This window comes from Sphingomonas sp. Leaf10 (assembly GCF_001421245.1).
Taxonomy (GTDB): domain Bacteria; phylum Pseudomonadota; class Alphaproteobacteria; order Sphingomonadales; family Sphingomonadaceae; genus Sphingomonas.
Window position 1 is genome coordinate 791,821 of sequence record NZ_LMKE01000001.1, and the last position, 22,318, is coordinate 814,138.

The following is a 22,318-nucleotide window of genomic DNA, read 5'->3' on the forward strand; positions in this document are numbered from 1 at the left end:
CGCCGTCCCGATGCGTGCGGGTCGGGACGGCGACACTTTTGCAACACATACACATGTATTCGTGATGCCTACCATCCAAGCTATTGATTGTGGCTGACCTCGCCTTCTAAACCCGATCCCGAACCAGAAAAAGCGCGTCGAAATGATAGCGCTACCATCCCGGGGAGGAACAGCAGTCCGTGCCAACATCATCCATCCATCCGTCACCCGTCGACCGTTCGCTCGCTGCTGCGTTGAAAGCCGGCGCATCGCTGGTCGCGCTGTGCCTCGCCGCCCCGACCCTGGCGCAAACCGCCGCCGGCGACGTGTCGCAGACGTCAATCGCGCCAGGCGTTGACAACGCTGACAACCAAGCCGAACCGACCCAGGCCCCGGACGATACCGCAGCCCCCGATATCGTCGTCACCGGTTTCCGCCAGTCGCTGTCGACCGCGCAGGGGATCAAGCGCAATTCGGACGTGATCGTCGATTCGGTCACTGCGGAGGATATCGGCGCGCTGCCCGACCGATCGGTCACCGAAACGCTGCAGCGCATTCCCGGCGTGTCGATCAACCGCTTCGCCGCCGGCGTCGATCCCGACCATTTCTCGGTCGAGGGTTCGGGCGTGGTCGTGCGCGGGCTTACCTATGTCCGCTCCGAATTCAACGGCCGCGACGCCTTCTCCGCCGGCAATAGCGGCGGCCTGAGCTTCGCCGACGTTCCTTCCGAACTGCTCGGCGGCGTCGACGTGTTCAAATCGCCCTCCGCCGACCGGATCGAGGGCGGCATTGCCGGCGTGGTCAACCTGCGCACCCGCAAGCCGTTCGATCAGAAGGGCCTGCTCGTCTCCGCCAATGCCGAGATGAACTATGGTGAGTTCGCCAAGAAGGGCGCACCGTCGCTATCGGCGTTGGTCAGCAACCGTTGGGAAACCGGGATCGGCGAATTCGGCCTACTTGGATCGATCAGCTATTCGCAGCTCTACACCCGCGCCGACCGGCTCGGCATCTCGTCGTTCCGCGTGCGCCCGATCTATTCGGACGGCACCCGCAACGACGTCGTCGCCTTCGACGGCGCGACCCAGACCGGCGGAGGGCTGTTCCCGCGCGGCGCGGTGATCGGCAGCCAGGATTTCAACCGCGAACGCTATGGCTATTCGGCGGCGGCGCAGTGGCGTTCGACCGACGGCTCGATCGAGGCGACCGCCCAGTTCCTGCGCTCCGACGCGCGGCAGGCGTGGAACGAGCGTACCATCGAAATCGCGACCGACAACGTCACGACCAACGGCGATTCGCGCGCCCGCGCCGGCACGACGCTGAACTTCGACGATAGCGGCCTGTTCGAAAGCGGCATCATCACCGCCCCGACCGGCTGGCGTGCCGACCAACAGGGCCTCGACCCCCGTACCCCTGCGTCGGGCCTGCAATCGAACAATCAGGGTCGCGAACAGATTTCGAAGAATGTCACGACCGATTACTCGTTCAACCTGAAATGGGACGTCAGCAGCCGGCTCGGTCTGAACCTCGACTATCAGCACGTCGTCTCGACCAACCGCACCGTCGATAACGGCCTCTGGACGTCGAGCTACCAGGACGCGCAGATCCGCCTGAATGGAAAGGGTATTCCGGAGGTCAGCTTCATCGCGCCGCAAACCTGCGACACGACCTGTGTCGGCACGCCCGGCACCGACGTCTATCCGACCTATTTCAGCGGCACGCACCAGAGCTTCATCGATCCGTACAACACCTTCTATCGCTCGGCGATGGACCATGCCGAGGAATCGGACGGCAATTCGGACGCGGTGCGGCTCGACCTCGAATACAGCTTTCCCGAATCGGGCTTCCTCCGCGCGGTCCGCGCCGGCGGCCGGTTTGCGCAGCGCGATACGGTGTCTCGCTTCTCGGCCTACAATTGGGGCGTGCTGTCCGAACAATGGGGTAACAACGGTCCGGTCTGGCTGACCGACAATGTCGATGGCGATCCGACCACCGATGGCGGCGCGCCGCCGAACGTGACCCAGCCCTTCTTCTACAACAACTTCCTGCAGGACCGCACGCCCAGCCCCGCCGGCCCCGGCCGCCTGTTCTATTCGGGGCGTCCGGCCAGCAACCTCGAACAATATCGCGAACTCGGGTTGCTGATCGGTCGCGAATGGCAACCCGGCACGACCTGCGCCGATGGCCGGGCGATCAATGCCGGGTGGAACCCGCTCAACCAGCGCTGCGACGTGGTGCCCGGCACCGACTATCTGCGCGGCGAGGTCAATCCGCAGACCGAACGCAACAAGGCCGCCTATATCATGGCGCGGTTCGACACCGAATTCGGTAACGGGTGGAAGTTCAACGGGAATGTCGGCGTCCGCTACACCAGCACGCAGCGGATCAGCCAGGGGTTCCAGTCCTTCCCGACCGTCACCTCGCTGCCGACCGCGGCGCAATGTTCGGAAGCGATCGGTCAGGTGATCGCCGGCGAAACCGGCGCCACCGTCCCCGCCTTCTGCGCATTGCCGAGCGCGCAACAGGCCAGCTATCAGAACTTCCTGAACGGCGCGGTCGTAGCCAACAATGTCGACCTGACCTATGATTACTGGCTGCCGAGCCTGAACGTACGGCTGGAGGTCGGCAACGGGCTGCAATTCCGGGCCGCCTATGGCAAGGGCGTGTCGCCGCCGTCGCCGGGTCTGGTGCGTAACTATTATACCGTGGGCCTCACCACCCAGTCGCAGCTCGACAGCACCGGTGCGCAGGTTCCGATCGTCGTCAATCCAGACGGCACCCTGCCCCCCAACCAGGTGCAGGTGTTCGGGCAGTTCAACGCGGGCAACCCGTATCTGCTGCCGACCGAGGCCGACAGCTTCGACCTGACGGGTGAATGGTATTTCTCGCGGGTCGGGTCGATTACCGTGTCGGGCTTCTACAAGCGGCTGAGCAAGGTGCTGACCAACGACACCCAACGCCAGACCTTTACCAACAATGGCGAGAGTTTCGAAGCCATCGTCACTACGCCGGTCAATTCGGACGCGACCGGCCATATTCGCGGAGTCGAGGTCGGCTATCAGCAGACCTACGACTTCCTGCCCGGCGCGCTGAAGGGGCTGGGGTTGCAGGCCAACTACACCTTCATCAGCAGCTCGGGCGTGCCGCAGGCGGTGCTGTCCGCGACCGACCCGGCGGTCGCCGCCGGTCAGCAGCCGACGATCACCGGAACCAACTTTCCGCTGCAAGGGCTGTCGAAGCACCAGTTCAACATCACCCCTTTCATCGATATCGGAGCGCTGTCGCTGCGCGCGTCGTACAACTGGCGGTCGGACTATCTGCTGACGCTGCGCGACGTCATCACCCCGTTCGACCCGATCTTCCAACGGGCCTATGGTCAGATGGACGCCTCGGCCTTCCTACAGGTGACGCCGCAATTCCGCATCGGCATTCAGGGTGTGAACCTGACAAATGCCATGACGGTCACCGAAGCCGCCGTCGCCGATCAGAATGACGCGATCCGTCGTGTGCCGCGGCAATGGTACGTGAACGACCGGCGCTACTCGATCGTCGCGCGTATGAACTTCTGACGCTGCCCGGTATCTGAAAACGAAAACGCCGTCGGGGTAACCCGGCGGCGTTTTTGTTCGTTCCTGTAGGACGGCAGCAACTCGATCGACGAAAGGGTCGGATCGGCTGGCCGCCCGTCGCCTTAATCAGCGCGATGTCAACTGCACCGCACTGGACCGGTCGAGCATCCGCAATCCGCGCCGCGCCACGTCATGCGCGCTGGCAACCTGATCCGATGGCATCAGCAGCGACGCATCTTCGCCCGCCAGCACGCGCGTATACAGGGCCCGCGCCGTGTCGGAGCGTTCGGTCATCGCATAGACAGCAGCGAGGTTGAGCAGGACCTGCGGTTCCCGGCTTCCCGCACGCGCGTCGCGCTCCAGAGCGCGCTCGGCGGCTGGCAGATTACCGGCGGCAATGGCGGCGTGTGCGTATTGCGCATCCTGGGCGTTCGCGCTGGCGGCGATCCCCATGGCCGCCAGCGCCGGGGCAAGCAGTACGAGCGTTCCGATTCGCATGACATCGTCTCCTGTTTGTTACATCGGCATTACATCAATGTTTCACTTTTAAGACGGGTCCGCAAGACGGGCACAAAAAAAGGGGCGGCCGAAGCCGCCCCTTTGCGAGACAGTGATGCGCGACTTAGAAGTCGGCGCGATACTGTTCGTTGCCGACGAAGCCGAGCTTCGTCACGTTCGCGCGCTTGATGATCGCCAGCACCCCGTCGACCACTTCGTACCGCGCGGTCGCGTCGGGCTGGAAGTGGAGTTCCGGCTGCGGGTTCATGCCCACGGTCTGGTCCAGATACTGCGTCAACGTGACCTCGTCGACCGGCGTGCCGTTCCAGAAGGTCTGGCCCTGCGCGTTGATCGAGATCTTGTTCTTGATCGGATCGACCTGATCGCGCGGCGTATTGTCCGGCTGCGGCAGATCGACCTTCACCGCGTGGCTCTGGATCGGGATGGTGATGATGAACATGATCAGGAGCACGAGCAGCACGTCGATCAACGGCGTCGTGTTCATGTCCATCATCGGTTCGTCGTCGCTGCGACCGCCACCACTCATTGCCATATCAGGCTACTCCTATTGACGCGCGCGCGGCGTGGTATTGGGGTCCGGTTCCGAAATGAACCCGACCTTCGTAAACCCGGCCGACTGCATCGTGTAGATGGTGCCGCCGATGCAACGGTACGGCGTATTCACGTCGCCACGGATATGCACTTCGGGCAATTCGAGGTTCGGGTTGCCGACGCCGCCCTGACGGGCAACTTCGTCTTCCAGCTTCTTGACCGCGCGGGTGCGCAGCTCATCCGCATTGACCCGCGTCAGGCCCCAGTAAACGGCGCATTCGCCGCCCAGACCCTGCACCGAAAGCGAAACGTTTTCGGGCTTGGTCGTGGTCGGTTCGAACACGACCTTGGGGACCTTCAGACCGCTCACCTGCTGGACCACGACCGGAACCGCGATCAGGAAGATGATCAGCAGCACGAGCATGACGTCCACGAGCGGCGTGGTATTGATGTCCGAGAGGGGGGCTTCATCGCCGCCGCCGCCAACACTCATCGCCATGAGGCTATCCTATCCACTTATACTCAATCGAACCGCCGGGACCGAAGACAGCCCCGGCGGTGTCAGCGTCGGATCAGACGCGCGGCGCGGTCGGCACGCCACCGGCCTGGCCGGCGGTGGTGCTGCCGACTGCCGGCTTGGCGACGGGCGCCGGGCCACGAGCGGCAACGGTCGGACGAACCGCACCGTTCGAAGCGAGATAGCCGAGCACGTCGTTCGAGAAGGCCGAGAGGTCTTCCGAGATCGACTTGTTGCGGCGCTGCAGCCAGTTGTAGGCAAGCACGGCCGGAACCGCGACGACCAGACCGATGGCGGTCATGATGAGCGCTTCACCGACCGGACCGGCGACGTCACCGATGGCGGCCTGACCGGCGGCACCGATCTTCACCAGCGCGCGGTAGATGCCGACCACGGTACCGAACAGACCGACGAACGGCGAGGTCGCGCCGACGGTCGCGAGGAAGGCGAGGCCGCCGTTGAGCTTCGAGTTGATCGAGGCTTCCGAACGAGCGAGCGAGCCGTGCAGCCAGTCATGCGCTTCGACCGGATCGGTCAGCTTGCCGTGCTGGTCCTGGGCAGCGAGGCCATCGTCGACGATCTGGCGATAGGCCGAGTTCTTGTCGAGCTTGGCAGCGCCTTCACGCAGCGAGTTCGACTGCCAGAAGGTGGCGCGGACGCGCTTCGCCTGGTTCATGATCTTCTGCTGTTCGAACAGCTTGGTGAAGAGGATATAGAACGAGCCGACCGACATGATCACCAGGATGCCCAGCGTGCCGAACGCGATCGCGCCGCCCTGCTGAAGCGCTTCCCAGAAGCCGAAGTTCGGAGCCCCGGCGGGTGCGCCGGCAGCAAGAATGGTGAGCATCGGATAGTTTCCTTAGAGCTGGTATGTTCTTGAAGATTATGCCCCGGGACCGCCTCGCGACCAATTCGCCGCGAGGCACCCGGTCTTACCGATCGGCCGGCAGCTGCCAGCGAACGCGACGCGACGAACTCGAACGGATCGGATTACCCGCCTGATCGAGTGCCGGCGAGTAGCGGGCACGGCGTTGCAGTGCCGAGCACGCGGCCCGATCCAGCGCGGCCGAACCGCTCGACGAGGTGACGCGGCAGTTTTCCACGCGACCTTGGGCATTGATGTCCCACGAGATCGCGGTCACGCCTTCGTCACCGCTATTGAGCGCCGACGCGGGATAGTCGTCCTGCGTAATCCACTGCGACGGGTCACCCTTCGCACCGGCAGCCTTGCTGATCACCGGAGCCGGCGGCGCGGGAGGCGCAGGCGGCGTCGTCGGCGCAGGCGGCGCTGCGACCGGCACCTGATTGTACGTCGGCGGCGGCGTCGTAACCGACTGGATCACCACCGGCGGCGGTGCCTGGGTACGGACGATCGGCGGCGGCGTCACGACCGGCGGCGGCGTCTGCGGCTGCGGCGTGTCGGGCGGCGGCGGGGGCGGAGGAATTTCCTCCGGCGGGGGTGGCGGTTCCTCGACGTCGAACGTCTCGGTATCCTCAGTCACCTTCTTAACATATTTGTAGGCGAGGCCGGAGATGAACGCATAGCCGATCACCACGTGGAGAATCCCCACGATGATCAGTGCGACGATCCGGCCACTACCTGCTTTTTGGTCAGCGTAAGCCATTCAGCAACCAAACTCCTCTAGCCCGGTACATTGGGTCGGTCCGTCCGGCGAAACCGGCACGCAACGACCGTCGTGTCCGGGGCTACGCGGCATTCCGGACGCGATTGTCTATCGCGGCCTTTTAAACGACGCAAACGCTTTGTCGGACGAAACAATCGTACAATCGCGCCATTACCGAAATAAGTCTGTAACCGCGCATTTCCGGACCTTATGACCGGTCGGATGAAGCGCATCCTCCTCGCCGCGACCGGCATGACCCTGCTTTCGATCAGTTGTAGTCCGGTCGTCGCGCGCCAGAATGGCACGCGCGATGTTATCGCTACCGAATCATCCGGTCCGTCCTATGCACAGCTCGCCACGCTCGCGCTCGACGGGAATATCGTCCTCGACGCGACGATTCGGTCGGCAACACGCATACCGCCGGCGGAGGCAGCCGGTCTCGCCCCGGGACATGTCCGGTTCTACGTGACCGCCGATGTCGGTGCGCTGATTCGGGCGAGCGGACCGTTGCCGGCACGCGTCGGCTATCTGGTCGACGTGCCGTTCGATCCGCGCGGGCGTGCCCCCAATCTGAAGCGCCAGCGGGTCATCGCCTTCGCCCGTGCGGTGGCCGGACGTCCCGATCAGGTACAACTGCTTACGCCCGATGCACAATTTTCATGGACGCCGACGCTCGACCAGCGGGTGCGCGCGGTGGTGCGCGACGTACTGGCCCCTGACGCGCCGCCGGCGGTGACCGGGGTCGGCAATGCGTTCCACGTCCCCGGCACCCTGCCCGGCGAAGGCGAGACGCAGATTTTCCTGAAGACCGAAGACGGCAATCCGGTGTCGCTGCTGATCCTGCGCCGGCCGGGTGAGGAAAAGCGCTGGGCATTGTCGCTGGGCGACATCATCGACGAGGCCGGTGGCGCGCCGCAGCGCGACACGCTGGCATGGTATCGGCTGACCTGCGGCTTGCCGGAAACGCTGCCCGAAGCCAGCCTGCAGTCGCAGGACGACGACAACGCGACGATCGCCCGCGAAGACTATGCCTTCGTACGGCAGCAGCTTGGGCGGTGCGACGACGGACGCCGCCGCTGACCGGTCAGCGGCCGAGATGGACGAAGTCGCGTTCGAACCGCACCAGCCCTGCCCCGCCATCGACGAACAGCATTTGCCCGGTCGAGGCGGTGGCGCCGGCGAGGAACAGAACGGCATCGGCGACCTGATCGGGGCTCGGCAGGCGTTCGAGCGGCATCATCGCCGCCAGCCGTTCGAGCTGTTCGGCGTCATAATCCTCGGTCGCGATCGTCAGGCCCGGTGCCACGCCATTGACGCGCACGGAGGGCGCCAGTGCCAGCGCCAGCGTCCGCGTCGCTTCGGCAAGTGCCTGTTTCGACAGGGTATAGGCAAGCTGGTCGCGGTGCGGATGGGCGATCCGTTGATCGAGGATATTGACGACCGCCGCCCCGCCCTGCCCCGCCAGTGCGGTGGCAAGCACGAACGGCGCGGCGGCGTTGACCGCGAAATGCGCGGTCAGCGACTCCGGCGCGGGGTAGCTGTCGTCATCGGCGCGAAAGCAGGACGCGTTGTTGACCAGCAGATCCACCCGCCGGCCAAACCGATCCGCCACCGCCGGGACAAGCGCCGCGACCGCCGCCGGATCGGCGAGATCGGCAACGAACGACTCGTATCGCGCTCCGCCGATCCCGCGAATAACCACGGGATCGGGCTCGCCCGGCCGGCTGGCGTGGAGCGCGACGTCATAGCCGGCCTGCGCCAACCGCACGGCGATATGGCCGCCCAGCCGACGATGGCTGCCGGTGACCAGCGCCAGCGGGCGGCTCACCGCCGGTGCCGGACCATGGTGACGCCGATCGATTCGCCTGCTTCGGCGATTGCCAGCTTCACGATGCGGATCTTGACCCGCTGTACACGCGGATCGGACAGGAACAGCGTGTCCACGATATGGTCGGCCACGCCCTCGATCAGGGTGAAATGCACGCCCGGCGGCAATGCGTCGGTGGCCGCGTGCTTCAGGTCCATGTAGCTTTTGGACGCCGACAAGGGCGTGTCCGGCGCGAAACGTTCGGGACAGTCGAGGTCGACCGTCATCGAAATCCGCAGCGGTTGCGGCAGGTGCGTTTCCTCCGAGTAAATGCCCGTCAGGACATTCACCTCGATATCGTGGACTTCGAGTTGGAGCGAATCGCGCAAGCGGCACCTGTCATATACTGGGAACATTGGCGCGATAGCAGACGCCGCCTGCAGCGACAGCCGCCTGCTTGTGAATCTTGCCCCTTGTACCCGTCGGTCGCGGCGGTACAGGCGCGCATCCCGATTGGATTGGACCCGCCCTTGCCCGCATTGCCCCCGCTTGCCACCATTGCCCCCGCCGAAGTCGAAGCGCTGCTCGACGCGGCGTTCGGGATCGATCGGCATCGGCGAACGGCCTACCGCGTGCGTGCCGGACTGCAACCGATCGGCACGCTGAGCTTCGCATGGGTCGAAGGCGAGCGGCTGACCGGCTGTATTCAATGCTGGCCGGTGCAGCTGAACGCCGATGACGGGCGAGCGGTGCCGATGGTGATGGTCGGTCCGGTCGCGGTCGCGCCCGATCGGCAGGGAACCGGCATCGGGCAGCGACTGATGGCGGAATCGATCGCGGCGGCCGGCGAGGATGCGCCGCTGATGCTGATCGGTGATCCCGAATATTATGGCCGCTTCGACTTTCGTGCCGAGCGGACCGGCGGCTGGAGGATGCCGGGGCCGTATGAGCAACGGCGGTTGCTGGCGCGCGGTGCGGTGCCGGAATGCAGCGGCATGGTCGGCCCGCGCGTCGCTCTCGCGGCGTGAACCCCTTGTCGCGGGCGCGCGGTCCAAGCTAACGGACGGCCATGCCGATGCAGCCCCCCGCCGATTTTTCCTCGCTCTCGCTGGCCGAGGTCGCCCGCCTTGCCGCCGAAGCCAAATTACCGCCGGTCGAGCGCTGGAACCCGACGCATTGCGGCGACAGCGAGATGCGGATCGCCGCCGACGGCACATGGTATCATCAGGGCAGCGCCATCACCCGCGGCGAGATGGTGCGACTATTCTCGACGATCCTGCGGCGCGAGGAGGACGGTTCCCATGTGCTGGTCACGCCGGTCGAGAAGCTGTCGATCGCGGTCGACGACGCACCGTTCGTCGCGGTCGAGGCGAAGCTGTCCGGCGAGGGGGAACAGGGCCGCATCGCGTTCCGGTTGAATACCGATGAGCTGGCGGTGGCCGATGCCGCGCATCCAATCCGGATCGAGGGGACCGACGCGGCACCGCGCCCCTATCTGCGCGTACGTGGCGGCATGGATGCGCTGATCGCGCGTCCCGTATTCTACGAACTGGTCGAGCGGCTGGCGGTCGGGCCGGACGGGCGGCGCGGGCTGTGGAGCGAGGGCGCGTTCTTTCCGTTCGAGCCGGCATGACGCTGGCCGACCGGCTGCGCGCTCGGCTGGCGGATCCGGTCGACGCGCTGCTGACGGGCGATCTGAACGGCGCGGCTCCGATGCCGGCAGGCGGATGGCGCGCGGCGGCGGTCCTGATCGCAGTGACCGAGCGCGACGAACCGGGCGTGCTGCTGACGCAGCGGACCGGCGACCTGCGCACCCATGCGGGCCAGGTGGCGTTTCCCGGCGGCAGTATCGATGCGACGGATGGCGGACCGGTCGGAGCCGCGCTGCGCGAGGCGACCGAGGAGATCGGCCTGCCGGTGGGGGCGGCAACGGTGGTGGCGACGCTGGATCGCTATCATACCGTGACCGGGTTCGAGGTCGTGCCGGTGCTGGCGACGGTGCCCCCCGACCTTCCGCTGGTTCCGGCGCCGCTGGAGGTCGATGCGATCTTCGAAGTGCCGCTGCGGCTGTTGCTCGATCCGGCGAATTTCGCGGTCGGCAGCCGGTGGCACGAAGGAACCGAGCGATTCTATCACGAACTGATCTTCGGCGAACGGCGCATCTGGGGTGCGACGGCGGCGATGATCCTCAATCTGGCGCGACGACTGACATGGCCCTGACCGATATTCTCCCCGCCGCCGAATGGATGCAACGTCCGGGGCTGGACCGGTTGGCGGATGCACTGGGCGCCGACACCGGCGCGGCACGCTATGTCGGCGGCGCGGTGCGCGACACGTTGCTCGGGCTGGCCGTTTCCGACATCGACGTCGCGACGATCCACCCGCCGCAGGAGGTCGTACGGCGGCTGGAGGCGGCGGGGATCAAGGCGGTGCCCACCGGCATCGCCCACGGTACGATCACTGCGGTCGCCGATGGCACCGTCGTCGAGGTGACGACGCTGCGCCGTGACGTGACCACCGACGGGCGCCATGCGGAGGTCGCCTTCACCGACGACTGGCGGGCCGATGCGGCGCGGCGTGATTTCACGATGAACGCGCTGTATGCCGATATGCGGACCTACGCGCTCCACGATTATTTCGATGGCGTCGTCGACCTTCGCGCCGGGCGAGTGCGGTTCATCGGCGATCCGTTGCGCCGCATTGCCGAGGATCATCTGCGCATCCTGCGCTTCTTCCGCTTCCTTGCCCGATTCGGCGATGCGCCCGATGCGGACGGACTGGCGGCCTGTATCGATCGCGCCAACGACCTGATGGCGCTGTCGCGTGAGCGGATCGCCGATGAACTGCTCAAGCTGCTGGTCGCTCGCGATGCGGTGACGGTCATGCGGTTGATGGTCGACCACGGCATCTGGAAACCGGTGCTTCCCGAAATCGATCTGGCGGCGGTCGAGCGGCTGGCGGCCCTTGCAGCATGCGAAGCCGCGGCAGGGATCGCGCCCGACCCCATCCGGCGACTCGCCGCGTTGCTCGACGCCGGCAATGCCGAAGCCGTCACCGCCCGGCTGAAATTGTCGAACGCGTTTCGCAAGCGTATCGCGACCGCGCTGAGACAGGACGACGCGCAAGTCCCGCAGGCGCTGGGATATCGACTGGGCGTGGAAAGCGCCGTCGATCGGCTCCTGCTGTCGGGACAGTCCGAAGCCGCCGCCGGTCTGGTCGACTGGATCCGCCCGGCCCTGCCGCTGTCGGGCGGGGCGCTGGTCGAGCGCGGTCTGGCGCGCGGACCCGATGTCGCAAAGGCATTGCGCGCGGTGGAGGATCGCTGGATCGCGGAAGGCTTTCCGGACGCCGATCGCACCCATGCGATCGCCGACGAGGTCGTCGGTCAGGCGTTGCGCGCGACCAGCATCGCATAGGCCGCATCGGCCTCGATCGGTTTCGAATAATAATAGCCCTGCCCGAATGCGCAGCCGAGCGCGACGAGCGTCTGTTCCAGTTCCTGGGTCTCGATCCCCTCGGCGGTAGTTCGCATGCCGAGCGCCTGGGCCAGGCTCAGGATGGCGCGGACGATCGCCACCTTGTCGCGATCGGCGAGCATGCCCGAGACGAAGCTGCGGTCGATCTTCAGCTTGTCGATCGGCAGCTTCTGCAGATAGGCGAGGTTGGAATAGCCGGTGCCGAAATCGTCCATCGCGATCGTGGCGCGCATGTCCTTCAGCGCCAGCATCGTCTGCAACGTCCGGTCGGGATCGACGATGAACGCGCTTTCGGTCAGCTCGATGGTGAAGCGATCGCCCGGCAGGTCGTGCCGCGACAGCACGTCGGCGAACATCGCGGCAATATCGTCGCGCTGCAATTGCACCGCCGACAGATTGACCGCCATCCTGGCGCCGCAATTCCCGCCCGACTGGCGGTCCCACTGGGCCAATATCCGTGCCGACTCGTCCATTGCCCAGCGGCCCAGCGGCACGATCAGCCCCGATTCCTCGGCCACCGGGATGAACTCGACCGGGGAAATATGCTGGCCGTCCGGAGTCTGCCAGCGGGCCAGTGCCTCGAAACTGCTGATCCGACCGTTGGACAGGTCATAGATCGGCTGGAAGGCCAGCCGCAGCTGCCGTTCCTCCAGCGCGTTGCGCAGGCGCGTTTCGATCGAGAACTGGCTGCGGACGATATCGAACAGATGCGGGCGGTAGATTTCGGTTTGGCCGGTGCGCTTCGATCGCTTCACCGCGAACTGGGCGTGACGGATCAGATCCTCGGCCTCGTCCTCGGCATCCTCGCCCAAGGCGATACCGATCGAGCAATCGACGCGGATGCTGAAATCCGACAGCTGGAAGGGTTGGACGAGCGCCTGTTGCAGCCGCCCGGCAACCAGCATCGCATCGTCCGGCCCCTCACGCAGCGTCAGCAGCACCGCGAATTCGTCGCCCCCGGTCCGCGCGAGGACGTCGCAACCACGCAACACGCCCTTCAACCGGCGGGCCACGGAGATCAGCAATTCGTCGCCCGACAGCGATCCCATGCACGCATTGACGCGGCTGAACCGGTCGAGATTGATCGCCAGCACCGCGTAGCGGGCACGGTTGCCCCCGGCGATCCCTTCGTCGACCAGGTCGCCAAACCCCATACGGTTGGCAAGCCCCGTCAACGAATCGGTATTCATCTCGCGGCGCAGGCTGGCCTCGGTCCGCTGTTCGGCGGTCTGATCGAGCAGCGTTATCAGGCAGCGCGCCAGCGCGACCGCTTCGGGACGCCGGGCCAGCGTCACGTCATAATAGCGGCTGTCGACCGTATCCCCAACTTGGAGCGACAGGCGGCAGCGGGTGTCGGTCGAGCCCAGAAAGGTCGCGATCTGCTCGCCGATGCCGTCGAGCAGTGCCGCCTGCCCGGCGCCGACGAAACCGGCGGCGCGAAAGGCGATGTTACTGGCGCTGAACACCACCCGTCCGTCGACCAGATGTGCGATCGCGGTCGGCGCCGGGATCAGGTCGAGCGCCGCCGAATCCGCCGCATCCGATACGCCCGATGCATAAGACGCCTCGACCCGGACGGCCGTGGGTTCGTCCGGAAACGGATGCGTCTTGAACGCCGAAAGGAATTGCCGACCGAAAGCCATTTGCATCGCTATAGAGCGACGTTGGTTAAAAGCTTCTGAAGTTCGGCATACGATTCCAATGGATGAGCATGCCAGCGCGCCGAAACCGGTTCGGAACCACCGTCCGCGTCTGCCGCGAACCGCTTGTCAGAACCGATTGTCGCGCGGAAATCCGTTGGGCGGCATCCGCCCGGCGGCCCCGCGCGCCGCCCGCCATGGCGTCAGGTCGCTTTCGGTGCGCACCCGCCCGGTCTCGCCGCCCATCGTCCACGTCAGGCCATCGACGAAGCGCAACGTGCGTGCGTCCGACAGCCCGCCGTCGCGAAACCGCTGCAACTGCACCCCCTGTCCGCGCGCCATTTCGGCGAGCTCCGACAAGGGAAACAGCACCAGCTTGCGATTGTCGCCGATCGCCGCGACATAGTCATCGTCCGTGCCGATCGGACGCACGACCTTCAGCTTCGCCCCCGGCCGTGGCGCCATCACCTGCTTGCCCTTGCGCGTTTCGGCAAGCACGTCGGCGACCCGCACCGCAAAGCCGCGCCCGTCGGTCGCCGCCAGCAACAGCCGGTCCGACGTCGCCGCACGCAGAAGGCCGACGATCCGCGCATCACCGTCGAGGTCGATCATCGCGCGAACCGGTTCGCCGAAGCCGCGTCCGCCGGGCAGCTTGTCGGCGCCGAGCGTATAGAAGCGCCCACCATCGGTGGTCAGCAACAGCTTGTCGGTGGTGTGCGCATGGAAGGCGAAGGCCGGACCGTCGCCCTCCTTGAACCGCGCGGTATCGGCCGACGCGAGGTCGACATGGCCCTTCAGCGCACGCACCCATCCGCGTTGCGACAGGATGACGGTCAGCGGCTCGCGCTCGATCATCGCTTCGGCCGGGATTTCGCGTGCCGGTGCGGCTTCCTCGATCGCGGTACGGCGTTTGCCGAGCGCCGTTTCGCTGCCATAGCGGTCACGCATCTTCGACAGATCGCGCTTCATCCGCGTGCGCTGGCGTGCTTCGCTGGACAGCAGCAGGGTCAGTTCGGCCTGCTCCTTTTCCAGCTTCGCCCGCTCGCCGCGGATTTCCATCTCCTCCAGCTTGCGCAGCGACCGCAGCCGCATATTGAGGATCGCTTCGGCCTGTCGATCGGTCAGGCTGAACTCGGCGATCAGCACCGGTTTCGGCTCGTCCTCGGTACGGATGATCGCGATCACCCGGTCGAGATTGAGATAGGCGGCGAGATACCCGTCGAGCAGCTCGATCCGGTCGGCGATTCTGGCAAGGCGATGCTCGCTGCGACGGCGCAGCACCACGAACTGGTGGTCGACCCAAGCCTTCAGCGCCTCCCGCAGCGACATGACACGCGGGGTGCGATCCTTGTCGAGAACGTTGAGGTTCAGCGGCACGCGCGATTCGAGGTCGGTCAGGCGGAACAACCCGTCCATCAACACCTGGGGGTCGACCGTCCGGCTGCGCGGTTCGAGGACGATGCGGATTTCGGCATCCGATTCGTCGCGGACATCGGTCAGGATCGGCAGCTTCTTGTCGTTGATCAGCGCCGCGATCTGTTCGATCAGCTTGCCCTTCTGCACCCCGTACGGGATTTCGGTGACGACGATCTGCCAGCCGCCGCCCTTTTCCCGCTCGACCATGTGGCGCGCGCGCACGCGGAAGCCACCGCGACCGGTGGCATAGGCTTCGCGAATCGCGGCGGGGGGATCGGCGATGATGCCGCCGGTCGGGAAATCGGGACCACGGACATGGGCGAGCACGGCGGCATCGTCGGCCTCGGGCTGATCGACCAGCACGATCGCCGCCTCGAACAATTCGGCGGCATTGTGCGGCGGCACGCTGGTCGCCATGCCGACGGCGATGCCGCTGGCGCCATTGGCCAGCAGGTTGGGAAACATGCCCGGGAACAGTTCCGGCTCCTGCTCCTCGCCATTATAGGTCGGGCGGAAGTCGATCGCGTCTTCGTCGAGGCCGGCCATCAGGTCGATCGCGACCTGCGTCAGCCGAGCCTCGGTATAGCGATAGGCGGCGGCGTTATCGCCGTCGATATTGCCGAAATTGCCCTGCCCGTCGACCAGCGGATAGCGCAGCGCGAAATCCTGGGCCAGGCGGACCATCGCGTCATAGACCGACTGGTCGCCATGCGGATGGTATTTGCCGATCACGTCGCCGACGACGCGCGCGCATTTCTTGTACCCCGACGCGGGATCGAGCTTCAGCAGCCGCATCGCCCACAGCAGCCGGCGATGCACCGGCTTCAACCCATCGCGCACATCGGGCAGCGACCGGGCGGTGATCGTCGACAGCGCATAGACGAGGTACCGTTCCGACAGCGCACTGTCGAACGGTGCGTCGAAGACGCCGATCGGGGTCGAAGGGTCGGTCAGTTCACTTGCCATCGCGACCGCGATAGCAGGCGAACCGCACTCCTGCGAGGGGCGAAATGGAACGAACCGGGATCAGGCGGCTTCGCGACCGACCTTTGCGACATACTGCTCCGGTTCGCCATCGGCCAGCGCGACGACATCGGCAACGATCGACTGCCATTCGGCGTCACCCATCTCGATCAACCCGAACAGGCGCATCAGGAACGCACCTTCCATGGCGAGGAACGCCATCCGGAGCCGCCGGCCGCGTTCGCCGGTCACGTCGATCATGTCGACCCGTTCGCGATACCATTTGCGGACTGCCGTCATATGCTGCGGTGAATTGAGCAACGTTACCAGCAAGCTGGGCGCGCCGCGCCGCGAACGGTCGTTATAGTCGGCGGCATAATCGATATGCTTGCGAACGGCGCAGGGGCCGCTGGGGTCGCTCGCCCCCAGTTCGGCGATCCGCTCGGCATATTCTTCCTGCCACCGCTCGAACATCGCCGCGATCAGCGATTCCTTGCTGCGAAAACTATATTGCACCCCGCCGTTGGTGATGCCCATCTGTTCGGCAACAGCGGCAATGGTCAGGCCGGCCGGCCCCTTTTCCAGCGTCACCGCTTCCGCGGCATCCAACAGCTTGTCACGCTCGATCGTACGAGTTCTACCCACGGTAACGCCCCTTTGCGGCCAGCACCCATCCGGCCATTCTTTTCCCCGTATGTCCCATAACCTAAATTTATCCACATGTGCGACGTTTATTATACGATTCTACACCTTTCGTACGTTTGTGACCCTGAATAAGCGGAAAACCGGCAATGATCGAACCGAGCACCCCATGGATTCCGATGACGTGGCCCGATCTGACGTCGCGGGTACGAGCCGAGCCGGACCATATGTTTCGCTATGGAACAGATCAATTGCAATCGGTCGATCTGTGGCTGCCGTCCGGCGATCCGCCCGGATGCTGGCCCACCGTGGTGATGGTCCATGGCGGTTGCTGGCAGAGTTCGATCGCCGACCGGCGGCTGATGGACTGGGTCGCCGCCGATCTCCGCGCGGACGGAATCGCGGTGTGGAATATCGACTATCGCGGGGTCGATCGTGACGGCGGCGGCTATCCGGGGACGTTTTGCGATGCGGCGGCAGCGGTGGACCTGCTGCGCGAGCACGCTGAAGCGTGCCGGCTCGACCTTTCGCGGATCGTGGCGGTCGGGCATTCGGCGGGCGGCCATCTGGCGCTGTGGCTCGCCGCACGACATCGCCTGCCACGGCACAGCCCCTTGGCGACCGAGGATCCGCTGCCGATCGCGCATGTCGTTAGCCTGGGCGGCCTGCCCGATCTTGCCGCGGTGGAAGCAAGTCCCGACAATGGCTGCGGGACCAAGGTGATCGCGCAACTGGTCGGCGGCGACCGGCCGGATCGCTTCGCCGATACCTCGGTAGTGGAACTGCTCCCCGTCGGCGTACCGATCGACCTGATCGACGGCGCGCAGGATCGCATCGTTCCCGCACACATGGCCCCCGCCTTTGCGGCGGCCGCGCAGGCAGCCGGCGACCGGGTCACGCAACGTCGGGTCGACGACACCGGCCATGTCGAACTGATCGCCCCCGGCACCACGGCATGGGCGGCAGCGAAGGCCGCGATCGCACGCGCACGGAAAGGCTGAGGCACGACCGATCCCGTCCCGCGGCGCGATTGCGTGGTCGGCTGCCTTGGGCTATGCGGCGGCTTTCTCCACCGGCCACGGGCATTCCCTTGGCCGGCCCGTTTCGTCGAAGGGAATCGCATGGCTCGCCGCCGCCAGATCTACGAAGGCAAGGCAAAGATCCTGTACGAGGGTCCGGAACCGGGTACGCTGATCCAGTATTTCAAGGACGACGCCACCGCCTTCAACGCCCAGAAAAAGGGTACGATCAACGGCAAGGGCGTGCTGAACAACCGGATTTCCGAGCATGTCTTCACGCTGCTCGGCAATATCGGCGTGCCGACCCACTTCATCCGCCGCCTGAACATGCGCGAGCAGTTGATTCGTCAGGTCGAAATCGTCCCGATCGAGGTCGTGGTGCGCAACGTCGCTGCCGGCTCGCTGTCGAAGCGGCTGGGCATCGAGGAAGGCCAGCAGCTGCCGCGCACGATCGTCGAATATTATTACAAGGACGATGCGCTGGGCGATCCGATGGTGTCGGACGAACACATCCTGTGCTTCGGCTGGGCGGCGCAGGACGAACTGCACGAGATGGCCGACATGGCGATCCGCGTGAACGATTTCCTGTCGGGCCTGTTCGCCGGGATCGGCATCCGACTGGTCGACTTCAAGCTCGAATTCGGCCGCATCTGGGACAATGATTTCAGCCGGATCATTCTGGCCGACGAAATCAGCCCCGATGGCTGCCGTCTGTGGGACATGACCACCAACGAGAAGCTCGACAAGGATCGCTTCCGTCGCGATCTGGGCGGCGAAGTCGAAGCCTATCAGGAAGTCGCACGCCGGTTGGGCCTGTTGCCCGAAGGCGCGGACTCGGCGGTGCTCGACCTCGAAACGCATCGCAAGAAGCGCGAGAAGTAAGGCTGCGTTCGACTGAATAACGTCACCCCAGTGCAGGCTGGGGTCTCTCTCGGCCCTGACGTTGCGGTGCCCAACAGCGAGACCTCAGCCTGCGCTGGGGTGACGTTTGTGTTTCAGGATGGATCACAACCGATCGCAACGTCATCCCGGCGCAGGCCGGGATTCATGGATACGCGACGCCCACGGTAGCGCACCGCATCGGCAACACCCCGTCCGTGGATCCCGGCCTGCGCCGGGATGACGGCTGTCTCGCTGGCCCCTCACCCCCGCGCGAACAGCGCCGGGTCGAGCGCCATGACCGCATCGGCCCCGCCCTCGATCTTCCTCCGCAGCGCGCCGGTGTCCGGGATGATCCGCTCGGCATAGAAGCGCGCGGTGACCCGCTTGCCCTCGACGAACTTCGGATCGCCCTCGCCCGACGCTGCCAGCGCCTCGGCGGCGGTCAGCATCCGCAGCCACATTAGCCCGGTCGCGACGATGCCCATGATGTGCATGTAGGAATGCGCGCCCGCGCCGACATGGTTCGGGTTCTGCATGCCGTTCCCCATGAACCACATGGTCGCCGCCTGCAGATCCTTGAGGCCCCGCTCCAGCCGCTCGGCGAAATCGCGCGTTGCTTCCGCCCCCTTTGCGGTCGCGATCTCTTCGCCGACGATGCGAAAGAAATGCTGGATCGCCCGGCCGCCATTCTGCGCCAGCTTGCGCCCGACCAGATCCATCGCCTGCACGCCGTTGGTGCCTTCATAGATCATCGCGATCCGCGCATCGCGGACATATTGCTCCATGCCCCATTCGGCGATGTAGCCATGGCCGCCATAGACCTGCTGCGCATTGGTCGCGACGTCATAACCCTTGTCGGTGCCATAGCCCTTGATCACCGGGGTCAGCAGCGACACGAGATCGTCGGCCAGCTCGCGCCTAGTCGCATCCTCGCTCATATGCGCCAGATCGACCTGCAACGCGCCCCACAGGCATAGCGCGCGCAGGCCTTCGGTCAGCGCCTTGCCCTCCATCAACATCCGCCGGACATCGGGGTGGACGAACAGCGTATCGGCCTTTTCGTCCGGTTGCGCCGGACCGGTCAGCGCCCGCCCCTGCCGCCGGTCGCCGGCATAGATGACCGCGTTCTGATACGCGGTCTCGGCAACGCCCAGCCCCTGCAAGCCGACGCCCAATCGCGCCGCGTTCATCATGATGAACATTGCAGCGAGACCCTTCATCTCCTCACCGACCAGCCAGCCCTTCGCCCCGTCATAGTTCATGACGCAGGTCGAATTGGCATGAATACCCATCTTGTGCTCGATCGAGCCGCAGGTGACCGGATTGCGGTCGCCCAGCGACCCGTCGTCGTTCACCAGGAACTTCGGCACGACAAACAGCGAAATCCCCTTCGAGCTTTCCGGCGCACCCGGCGTCTTGGCAAGGACGAGGTGAATGATGTTGTCGGTCAGGTCATGCTCGCCCGACGAGATGAAGATCTTGGTGCCGGTGATCGCCCACGACCCGTCGTCGTTCGGCACCGCACGCGTCTTGATGAGACCCAGATCGGTGCCGCATTGCGGCTCGGTCAGGTTCATGGTGCCGCCCCATTCGCCCGACACCATCTTAGGCACATACATCGCCTGCTGTTCCGGCGAACCCTTGACCAGCAGCGCCGCGATCGCGCCGTGCGTCAGCCCCGGATACATGGCGAACGCCATGTTGGCGGAGATCAGATATTCCTCGAATGCGGTGGCGACGACATGCGGCATCGCCTGCCCGCCGAACGCCTCCGGCGCCGACAGCGTGCCCCAGCCCGATTCGACGAACTGACGATAGGCGTCCTTGAACCCGTCGGGCGTCGTCACGCTGCCATCGGCATGGCGGGTGCAGCCCTGCTGGTCGCCGGAAGCATTCAGCGGGAACAGCACCTCCGCCACAAAGCGGCCGCCCTCTTCCAGCACCGCCTCGACCGTATCCGGCGTGGCATTGGCGAAGCCGGGCAATGCGGCATGGTCGCCGATCTTGAGCACATGGTCGAGGATGAAGCGGGTGTCGCGGACCGGCGGGGTATAGCTTGGCATCGGGTCAATCCTTCTCCGGGGGTGCGCCCTCTGCCGGGGCGCTCTGGTGCGGCAGCGCTTCGATCGTGGTTACGAAGTCGCTGAGTTCGGCGATCGCGGCATCGATATCGCGCCGCTGGTTTTCGAGCAGCGCGATCCGGTCGCGGCATTTCTGGACGGTGACCTGCCGCTGCACGACGCGACCGTCGCCGATATCGTACAGGTCGATCATCTCGCGAATGTCGGCGAGGCTGAACCCCACCCGCTTGCCGCGCAGGATCCAGGCGAGCCGCGCACGATCGCGCTGCGAATAGATGCGGGCAAGACCACGCCGTTCGGGCGCGATCAGTCCCTCGTCCTCGTAGAAGCGCAGCGTGCGGGCGGTGACCCCGAACTCGCCGCACAGGTCGGTGATCGAGAAGCGATCGGCTTCCCCGGACGACTCGGATAGACGGGCGGCGGCAGCTGTCATGACCGCAACGCTAGTTTACGTTGACGTGAACGTCAACCTTCGTCAGCTGCTGCCGGAGCCGGCGGACAAACGGCCCGCTTCGCCGATTTTCGTTTCACCGCGGTCGTCGCGAATTCGGCGGCGTCCAGCGACCCGTCGCGCCCCTTGTCGGCGGTCGCGAACTTGGCCGTGGTCTTGACCGCCCACTCATCGAAGCTCAGCCGCCCGTCGCCATTGGTGTCGAGCTTCGCATAGGCCTTGCGCCGCGACGCCAGATATTCGTCGCGGGTGATGCGACCGTCGCGATCCTTGTCATATCGATCGAACCGCTTCTGCTCGCGCGTCCGGGTCGCGGCTGCCGGCGGTTCGGGCAATTCCGCCTCGGCCGTCTGGCTAGCAGCAAAGGGCGCGGGCGGCGGCGGCAGCTTTTCGGTGGCGGCATCGCCGCGGAACAGGAACAGCCCGGCCGCGACCAGCGCCAATGCCGAGCCCACCCCCGCCAGGAACCGCCACATCGCTCTACTCCCCGCTGCCCGCCGCCTGTATCGGCCAGCCCCTACCGCCCGGCAAGCCCGAACCAGGCGAGCCGCGCCGCACGCTTCGGTCCGCCCGGTGCCACCTGTGCCAGATCGAGCCGTGCGGACAGTGCCAGCAGGCCGAGCGGTCGCGCGACACCACCCAGCCGCGTCGCCAGCGCCGTCCGCGCGAGCGCGCCGGCCGTCTCCGCAACATTCCGGTCGTCGAGATGCTGCATCAGATCGGCCAGCGCCCATCCCTGTCCCAACGTCGCTGCCCGCCCGGCATCACCGCCGAGGATCGCCGCCGCCAGCGCGAACAACTGCCCGCCCCGCTCCACACCAAAACGAGACAGCGCATCGCGATCGAGCGTCTCTTCCTCGATCAGGACCTCCCAGCCCTCGACCACCTTGGCCAGCGCGACGCCGGTCACGCCGCGCGGCAGCACCTGCTCGGCCAGCGCAGCCAGCACCGGCATGGCCGGCGGTGGCGCCTGATCGAGTTTCGCCAGCTGTTCGCGCCACCATGCCAGCCGGATCTGCCCGATCGCGGGCTGCGTCGTGGTGCGCATGACATCGGCAAGTGCCGCGTCGAGCGCGAGCAGTGCCGACAGCGCTGCACGCCGTCCATCGTCGGGCGCGTAGGCCAGTGCCAGCCTGCGTTCGGGATCGGGGATCGTTTCCATCGGCTCCGTCAGTGCGGGTCTTAACATTCCGTCAACCCTGTT

At 65.7% G+C, this 22,318-nt stretch carries 22 protein-coding genes; 8 read left to right on the forward strand and 14 right to left on the reverse strand.

What is annotated here, in order from left to right; all coding sequences use genetic code 11:
• The first annotated feature begins 179 nt into the window (after positions 1-179).
• Entirely contained in the window at positions 180-3,545 is a 3,366-nt protein-coding gene (locus ASE59_RS03640) for a TonB-dependent receptor (protein WP_082458052.1), read from the forward strand.
• A 126-nt stretch (positions 3,546-3,671) separates the two neighbouring features.
• Here the strand turns inward: ASE59_RS03640 and ASE59_RS03645 are convergent, their stop codons facing one another.
• The 5 genes from ASE59_RS03645 to ASE59_RS03665 form a co-directional block, all read right to left on the reverse strand.
• Positions 3,672-4,043, reverse strand: a complete 372-nt coding sequence (locus tag ASE59_RS03645) for a hypothetical protein (RefSeq protein ID WP_056452026.1) — start codon at positions 4,041-4,043, stop codon at positions 3,672-3,674.
• Positions 4,044-4,167: 124 nt separating this feature from the next.
• Positions 4,168-4,596: an ExbD/TolR family protein gene (locus ASE59_RS03650; protein ID WP_056452030.1), complete on the reverse strand. Its 429-nt coding sequence runs from the start codon at positions 4,594-4,596 to the stop codon at positions 4,168-4,170.
• A gap of 12 nt (positions 4,597-4,608) precedes the next feature.
• A complete protein-coding gene (locus ASE59_RS03655) occupies positions 4,609-5,094 on the reverse strand; it encodes an ExbD/TolR family protein (RefSeq protein ID WP_056452033.1) in 486 nt (161 codons plus the stop codon).
• 73 nt (positions 5,095-5,167) lie between these two features.
• Complete coding sequence (locus ASE59_RS03660; RefSeq protein WP_056452039.1) at positions 5,168-5,959, reverse strand: MotA/TolQ/ExbB proton channel family protein; 792 nt, start codon at positions 5,957-5,959, stop codon at positions 5,168-5,170.
• Positions 5,960-6,044: 85 nt separating this feature from the next.
• Positions 6,045-6,737: an energy transducer TonB gene (locus tag ASE59_RS03665; protein WP_056452043.1), complete on the reverse strand. Its 693-nt coding sequence runs from the start codon at positions 6,735-6,737 to the stop codon at positions 6,045-6,047.
• Between the two features lie 222 nt (positions 6,738-6,959).
• Between ASE59_RS03665 and ASE59_RS03670 the strand changes: the two genes are divergently transcribed.
• Complete coding sequence (locus ASE59_RS03670) at positions 6,960-7,817, forward strand: hypothetical protein (RefSeq protein WP_235515627.1); 858 nt, start codon at positions 6,960-6,962, stop codon at positions 7,815-7,817.
• Between the two features lie 4 nt (positions 7,818-7,821).
• Here the strand turns inward: ASE59_RS03670 and ASE59_RS03675 are convergent, their stop codons facing one another.
• Both ASE59_RS03675 and ASE59_RS03680 read right to left on the reverse strand, forming a co-directional pair.
• Positions 7,822-8,565, reverse strand: coding sequence for an SDR family oxidoreductase (locus ASE59_RS03675; RefSeq protein ID WP_082458053.1), 744 nt, complete (start codon positions 8,563-8,565; stop codon positions 7,822-7,824).
• Entirely contained in the window at positions 8,562-8,933 is a 372-nt protein-coding gene (locus ASE59_RS03680; protein ID WP_056452819.1) for a dihydroneopterin aldolase, read from the reverse strand. Before ASE59_RS03680 ends, ASE59_RS03675 begins: the two co-directional genes overlap by 4 nt.
• A 243-nt stretch (positions 8,934-9,176) precedes the next feature.
• Here ASE59_RS03680 and ASE59_RS03685 point away from each other — a divergent pair, with 243 nt between their 5' ends.
• From ASE59_RS03685 to ASE59_RS03700, 4 genes are read left to right on the forward strand one after another with little or no spacing between them, the layout of a single operon-like run.
• Positions 9,177-9,572, forward strand: coding sequence for a GNAT family N-acetyltransferase (locus ASE59_RS03685; RefSeq protein ID WP_414899154.1), 396 nt, complete (start codon positions 9,177-9,179; stop codon positions 9,570-9,572).
• A 41-nt stretch (positions 9,573-9,613) separates the two neighbouring features.
• Positions 9,614-10,177 carry a DUF1285 domain-containing protein gene (locus ASE59_RS03690; RefSeq protein ID WP_056452046.1) on the forward strand — a complete coding sequence of 188 codons (564 nt, stop codon included), beginning with the start codon at positions 9,614-9,616 and terminating at the stop codon, positions 10,175-10,177.
• Positions 10,174-10,764 carry a CoA pyrophosphatase gene (locus ASE59_RS03695; RefSeq protein WP_056452049.1) on the forward strand — a complete coding sequence of 197 codons (591 nt, stop codon included), beginning with the start codon at positions 10,174-10,176 and terminating at the stop codon, positions 10,762-10,764. Before ASE59_RS03690 ends, ASE59_RS03695 begins: the two co-directional genes overlap by 4 nt.
• Positions 10,755-11,960 (forward strand): CCA tRNA nucleotidyltransferase, encoded by a 1,206-nt coding sequence (locus ASE59_RS03700; protein WP_056452052.1) that lies wholly within the window; start codon positions 10,755-10,757, stop codon positions 11,958-11,960. The genes ASE59_RS03695 and ASE59_RS03700 overlap by 10 nt, the downstream gene beginning before the upstream one ends.
• On the opposite strand, the gene ASE59_RS03705 is transcribed toward ASE59_RS03700, so the two are convergent.
• The 3 genes from ASE59_RS03705 to ASE59_RS03715 all read right to left on the reverse strand — a co-directional run bounded on the left by ASE59_RS03705 (position 11,930) and on the right by ASE59_RS03715 (position 16,684).
• A complete protein-coding gene (locus tag ASE59_RS03705; protein ID WP_082458054.1) occupies positions 11,930-13,663 on the reverse strand; it encodes a putative bifunctional diguanylate cyclase/phosphodiesterase in 1,734 nt (577 codons plus the stop codon). The two genes, ASE59_RS03700 and ASE59_RS03705, sit on opposite strands and share 31 nt — an antisense overlap.
• A 126-nt stretch (positions 13,664-13,789) precedes the next feature.
• Complete coding sequence (gene parC / locus ASE59_RS03710) at positions 13,790-16,042, reverse strand: DNA topoisomerase IV subunit A (protein ID WP_056452055.1); 2,253 nt, start codon at positions 16,040-16,042, stop codon at positions 13,790-13,792.
• A 60-nt stretch (positions 16,043-16,102) separates the two neighbouring features.
• Entirely contained in the window at positions 16,103-16,684 is a 582-nt protein-coding gene (locus ASE59_RS03715) for a TetR/AcrR family transcriptional regulator (RefSeq protein WP_162235264.1), read from the reverse strand.
• 146 nt (positions 16,685-16,830) lie between these two features.
• Here ASE59_RS03715 and ASE59_RS03720 point away from each other — a divergent pair, with 146 nt between their 5' ends.
• Together ASE59_RS03720 and purC are read left to right on the forward strand one after the other, a co-directional pair.
• Entirely contained in the window at positions 16,831-17,682 is an 852-nt protein-coding gene (locus ASE59_RS03720; RefSeq protein ID WP_056452061.1) for an alpha/beta hydrolase, read from the forward strand.
• A gap of 120 nt (positions 17,683-17,802) precedes the next feature.
• Positions 17,803-18,582 (forward strand): phosphoribosylaminoimidazolesuccinocarboxamide synthase, encoded by a 780-nt coding sequence (gene purC / locus ASE59_RS03725; RefSeq protein ID WP_056452064.1) that lies wholly within the window; start codon positions 17,803-17,805, stop codon positions 18,580-18,582.
• Between the two features lie 260 nt (positions 18,583-18,842).
• On the opposite strand, the gene ASE59_RS03730 is transcribed toward purC, so the two are convergent.
• From ASE59_RS03730 to ASE59_RS03745, 4 genes are read right to left on the reverse strand one after another with little or no spacing between them, the layout of a single operon-like run.
• Positions 18,843-20,645, reverse strand: a complete 1,803-nt coding sequence (locus ASE59_RS03730) for an acyl-CoA dehydrogenase C-terminal domain-containing protein (RefSeq protein ID WP_056452067.1) — start codon at positions 20,643-20,645, stop codon at positions 18,843-18,845.
• Positions 20,646-20,649: 4 nt separating this feature from the next.
• Positions 20,650-21,096, reverse strand: coding sequence for a MerR family transcriptional regulator (locus tag ASE59_RS03735; RefSeq protein ID WP_056452070.1), 447 nt, complete (start codon positions 21,094-21,096; stop codon positions 20,650-20,652).
• A gap of 32 nt (positions 21,097-21,128) precedes the next feature.
• Positions 21,129-21,590: an EF-hand domain-containing protein gene (locus ASE59_RS03740; RefSeq protein WP_056452073.1), complete on the reverse strand. Its 462-nt coding sequence runs from the start codon at positions 21,588-21,590 to the stop codon at positions 21,129-21,131.
• A gap of 41 nt (positions 21,591-21,631) precedes the next feature.
• Positions 21,632-22,276 carry a squalene/phytoene synthase family protein gene (locus ASE59_RS03745; protein ID WP_235515628.1) on the reverse strand — a complete coding sequence of 215 codons (645 nt, stop codon included), beginning with the start codon at positions 22,274-22,276 and terminating at the stop codon, positions 21,632-21,634.
• Between the last annotated feature and the right edge of the window lie 42 nt (positions 22,277-22,318).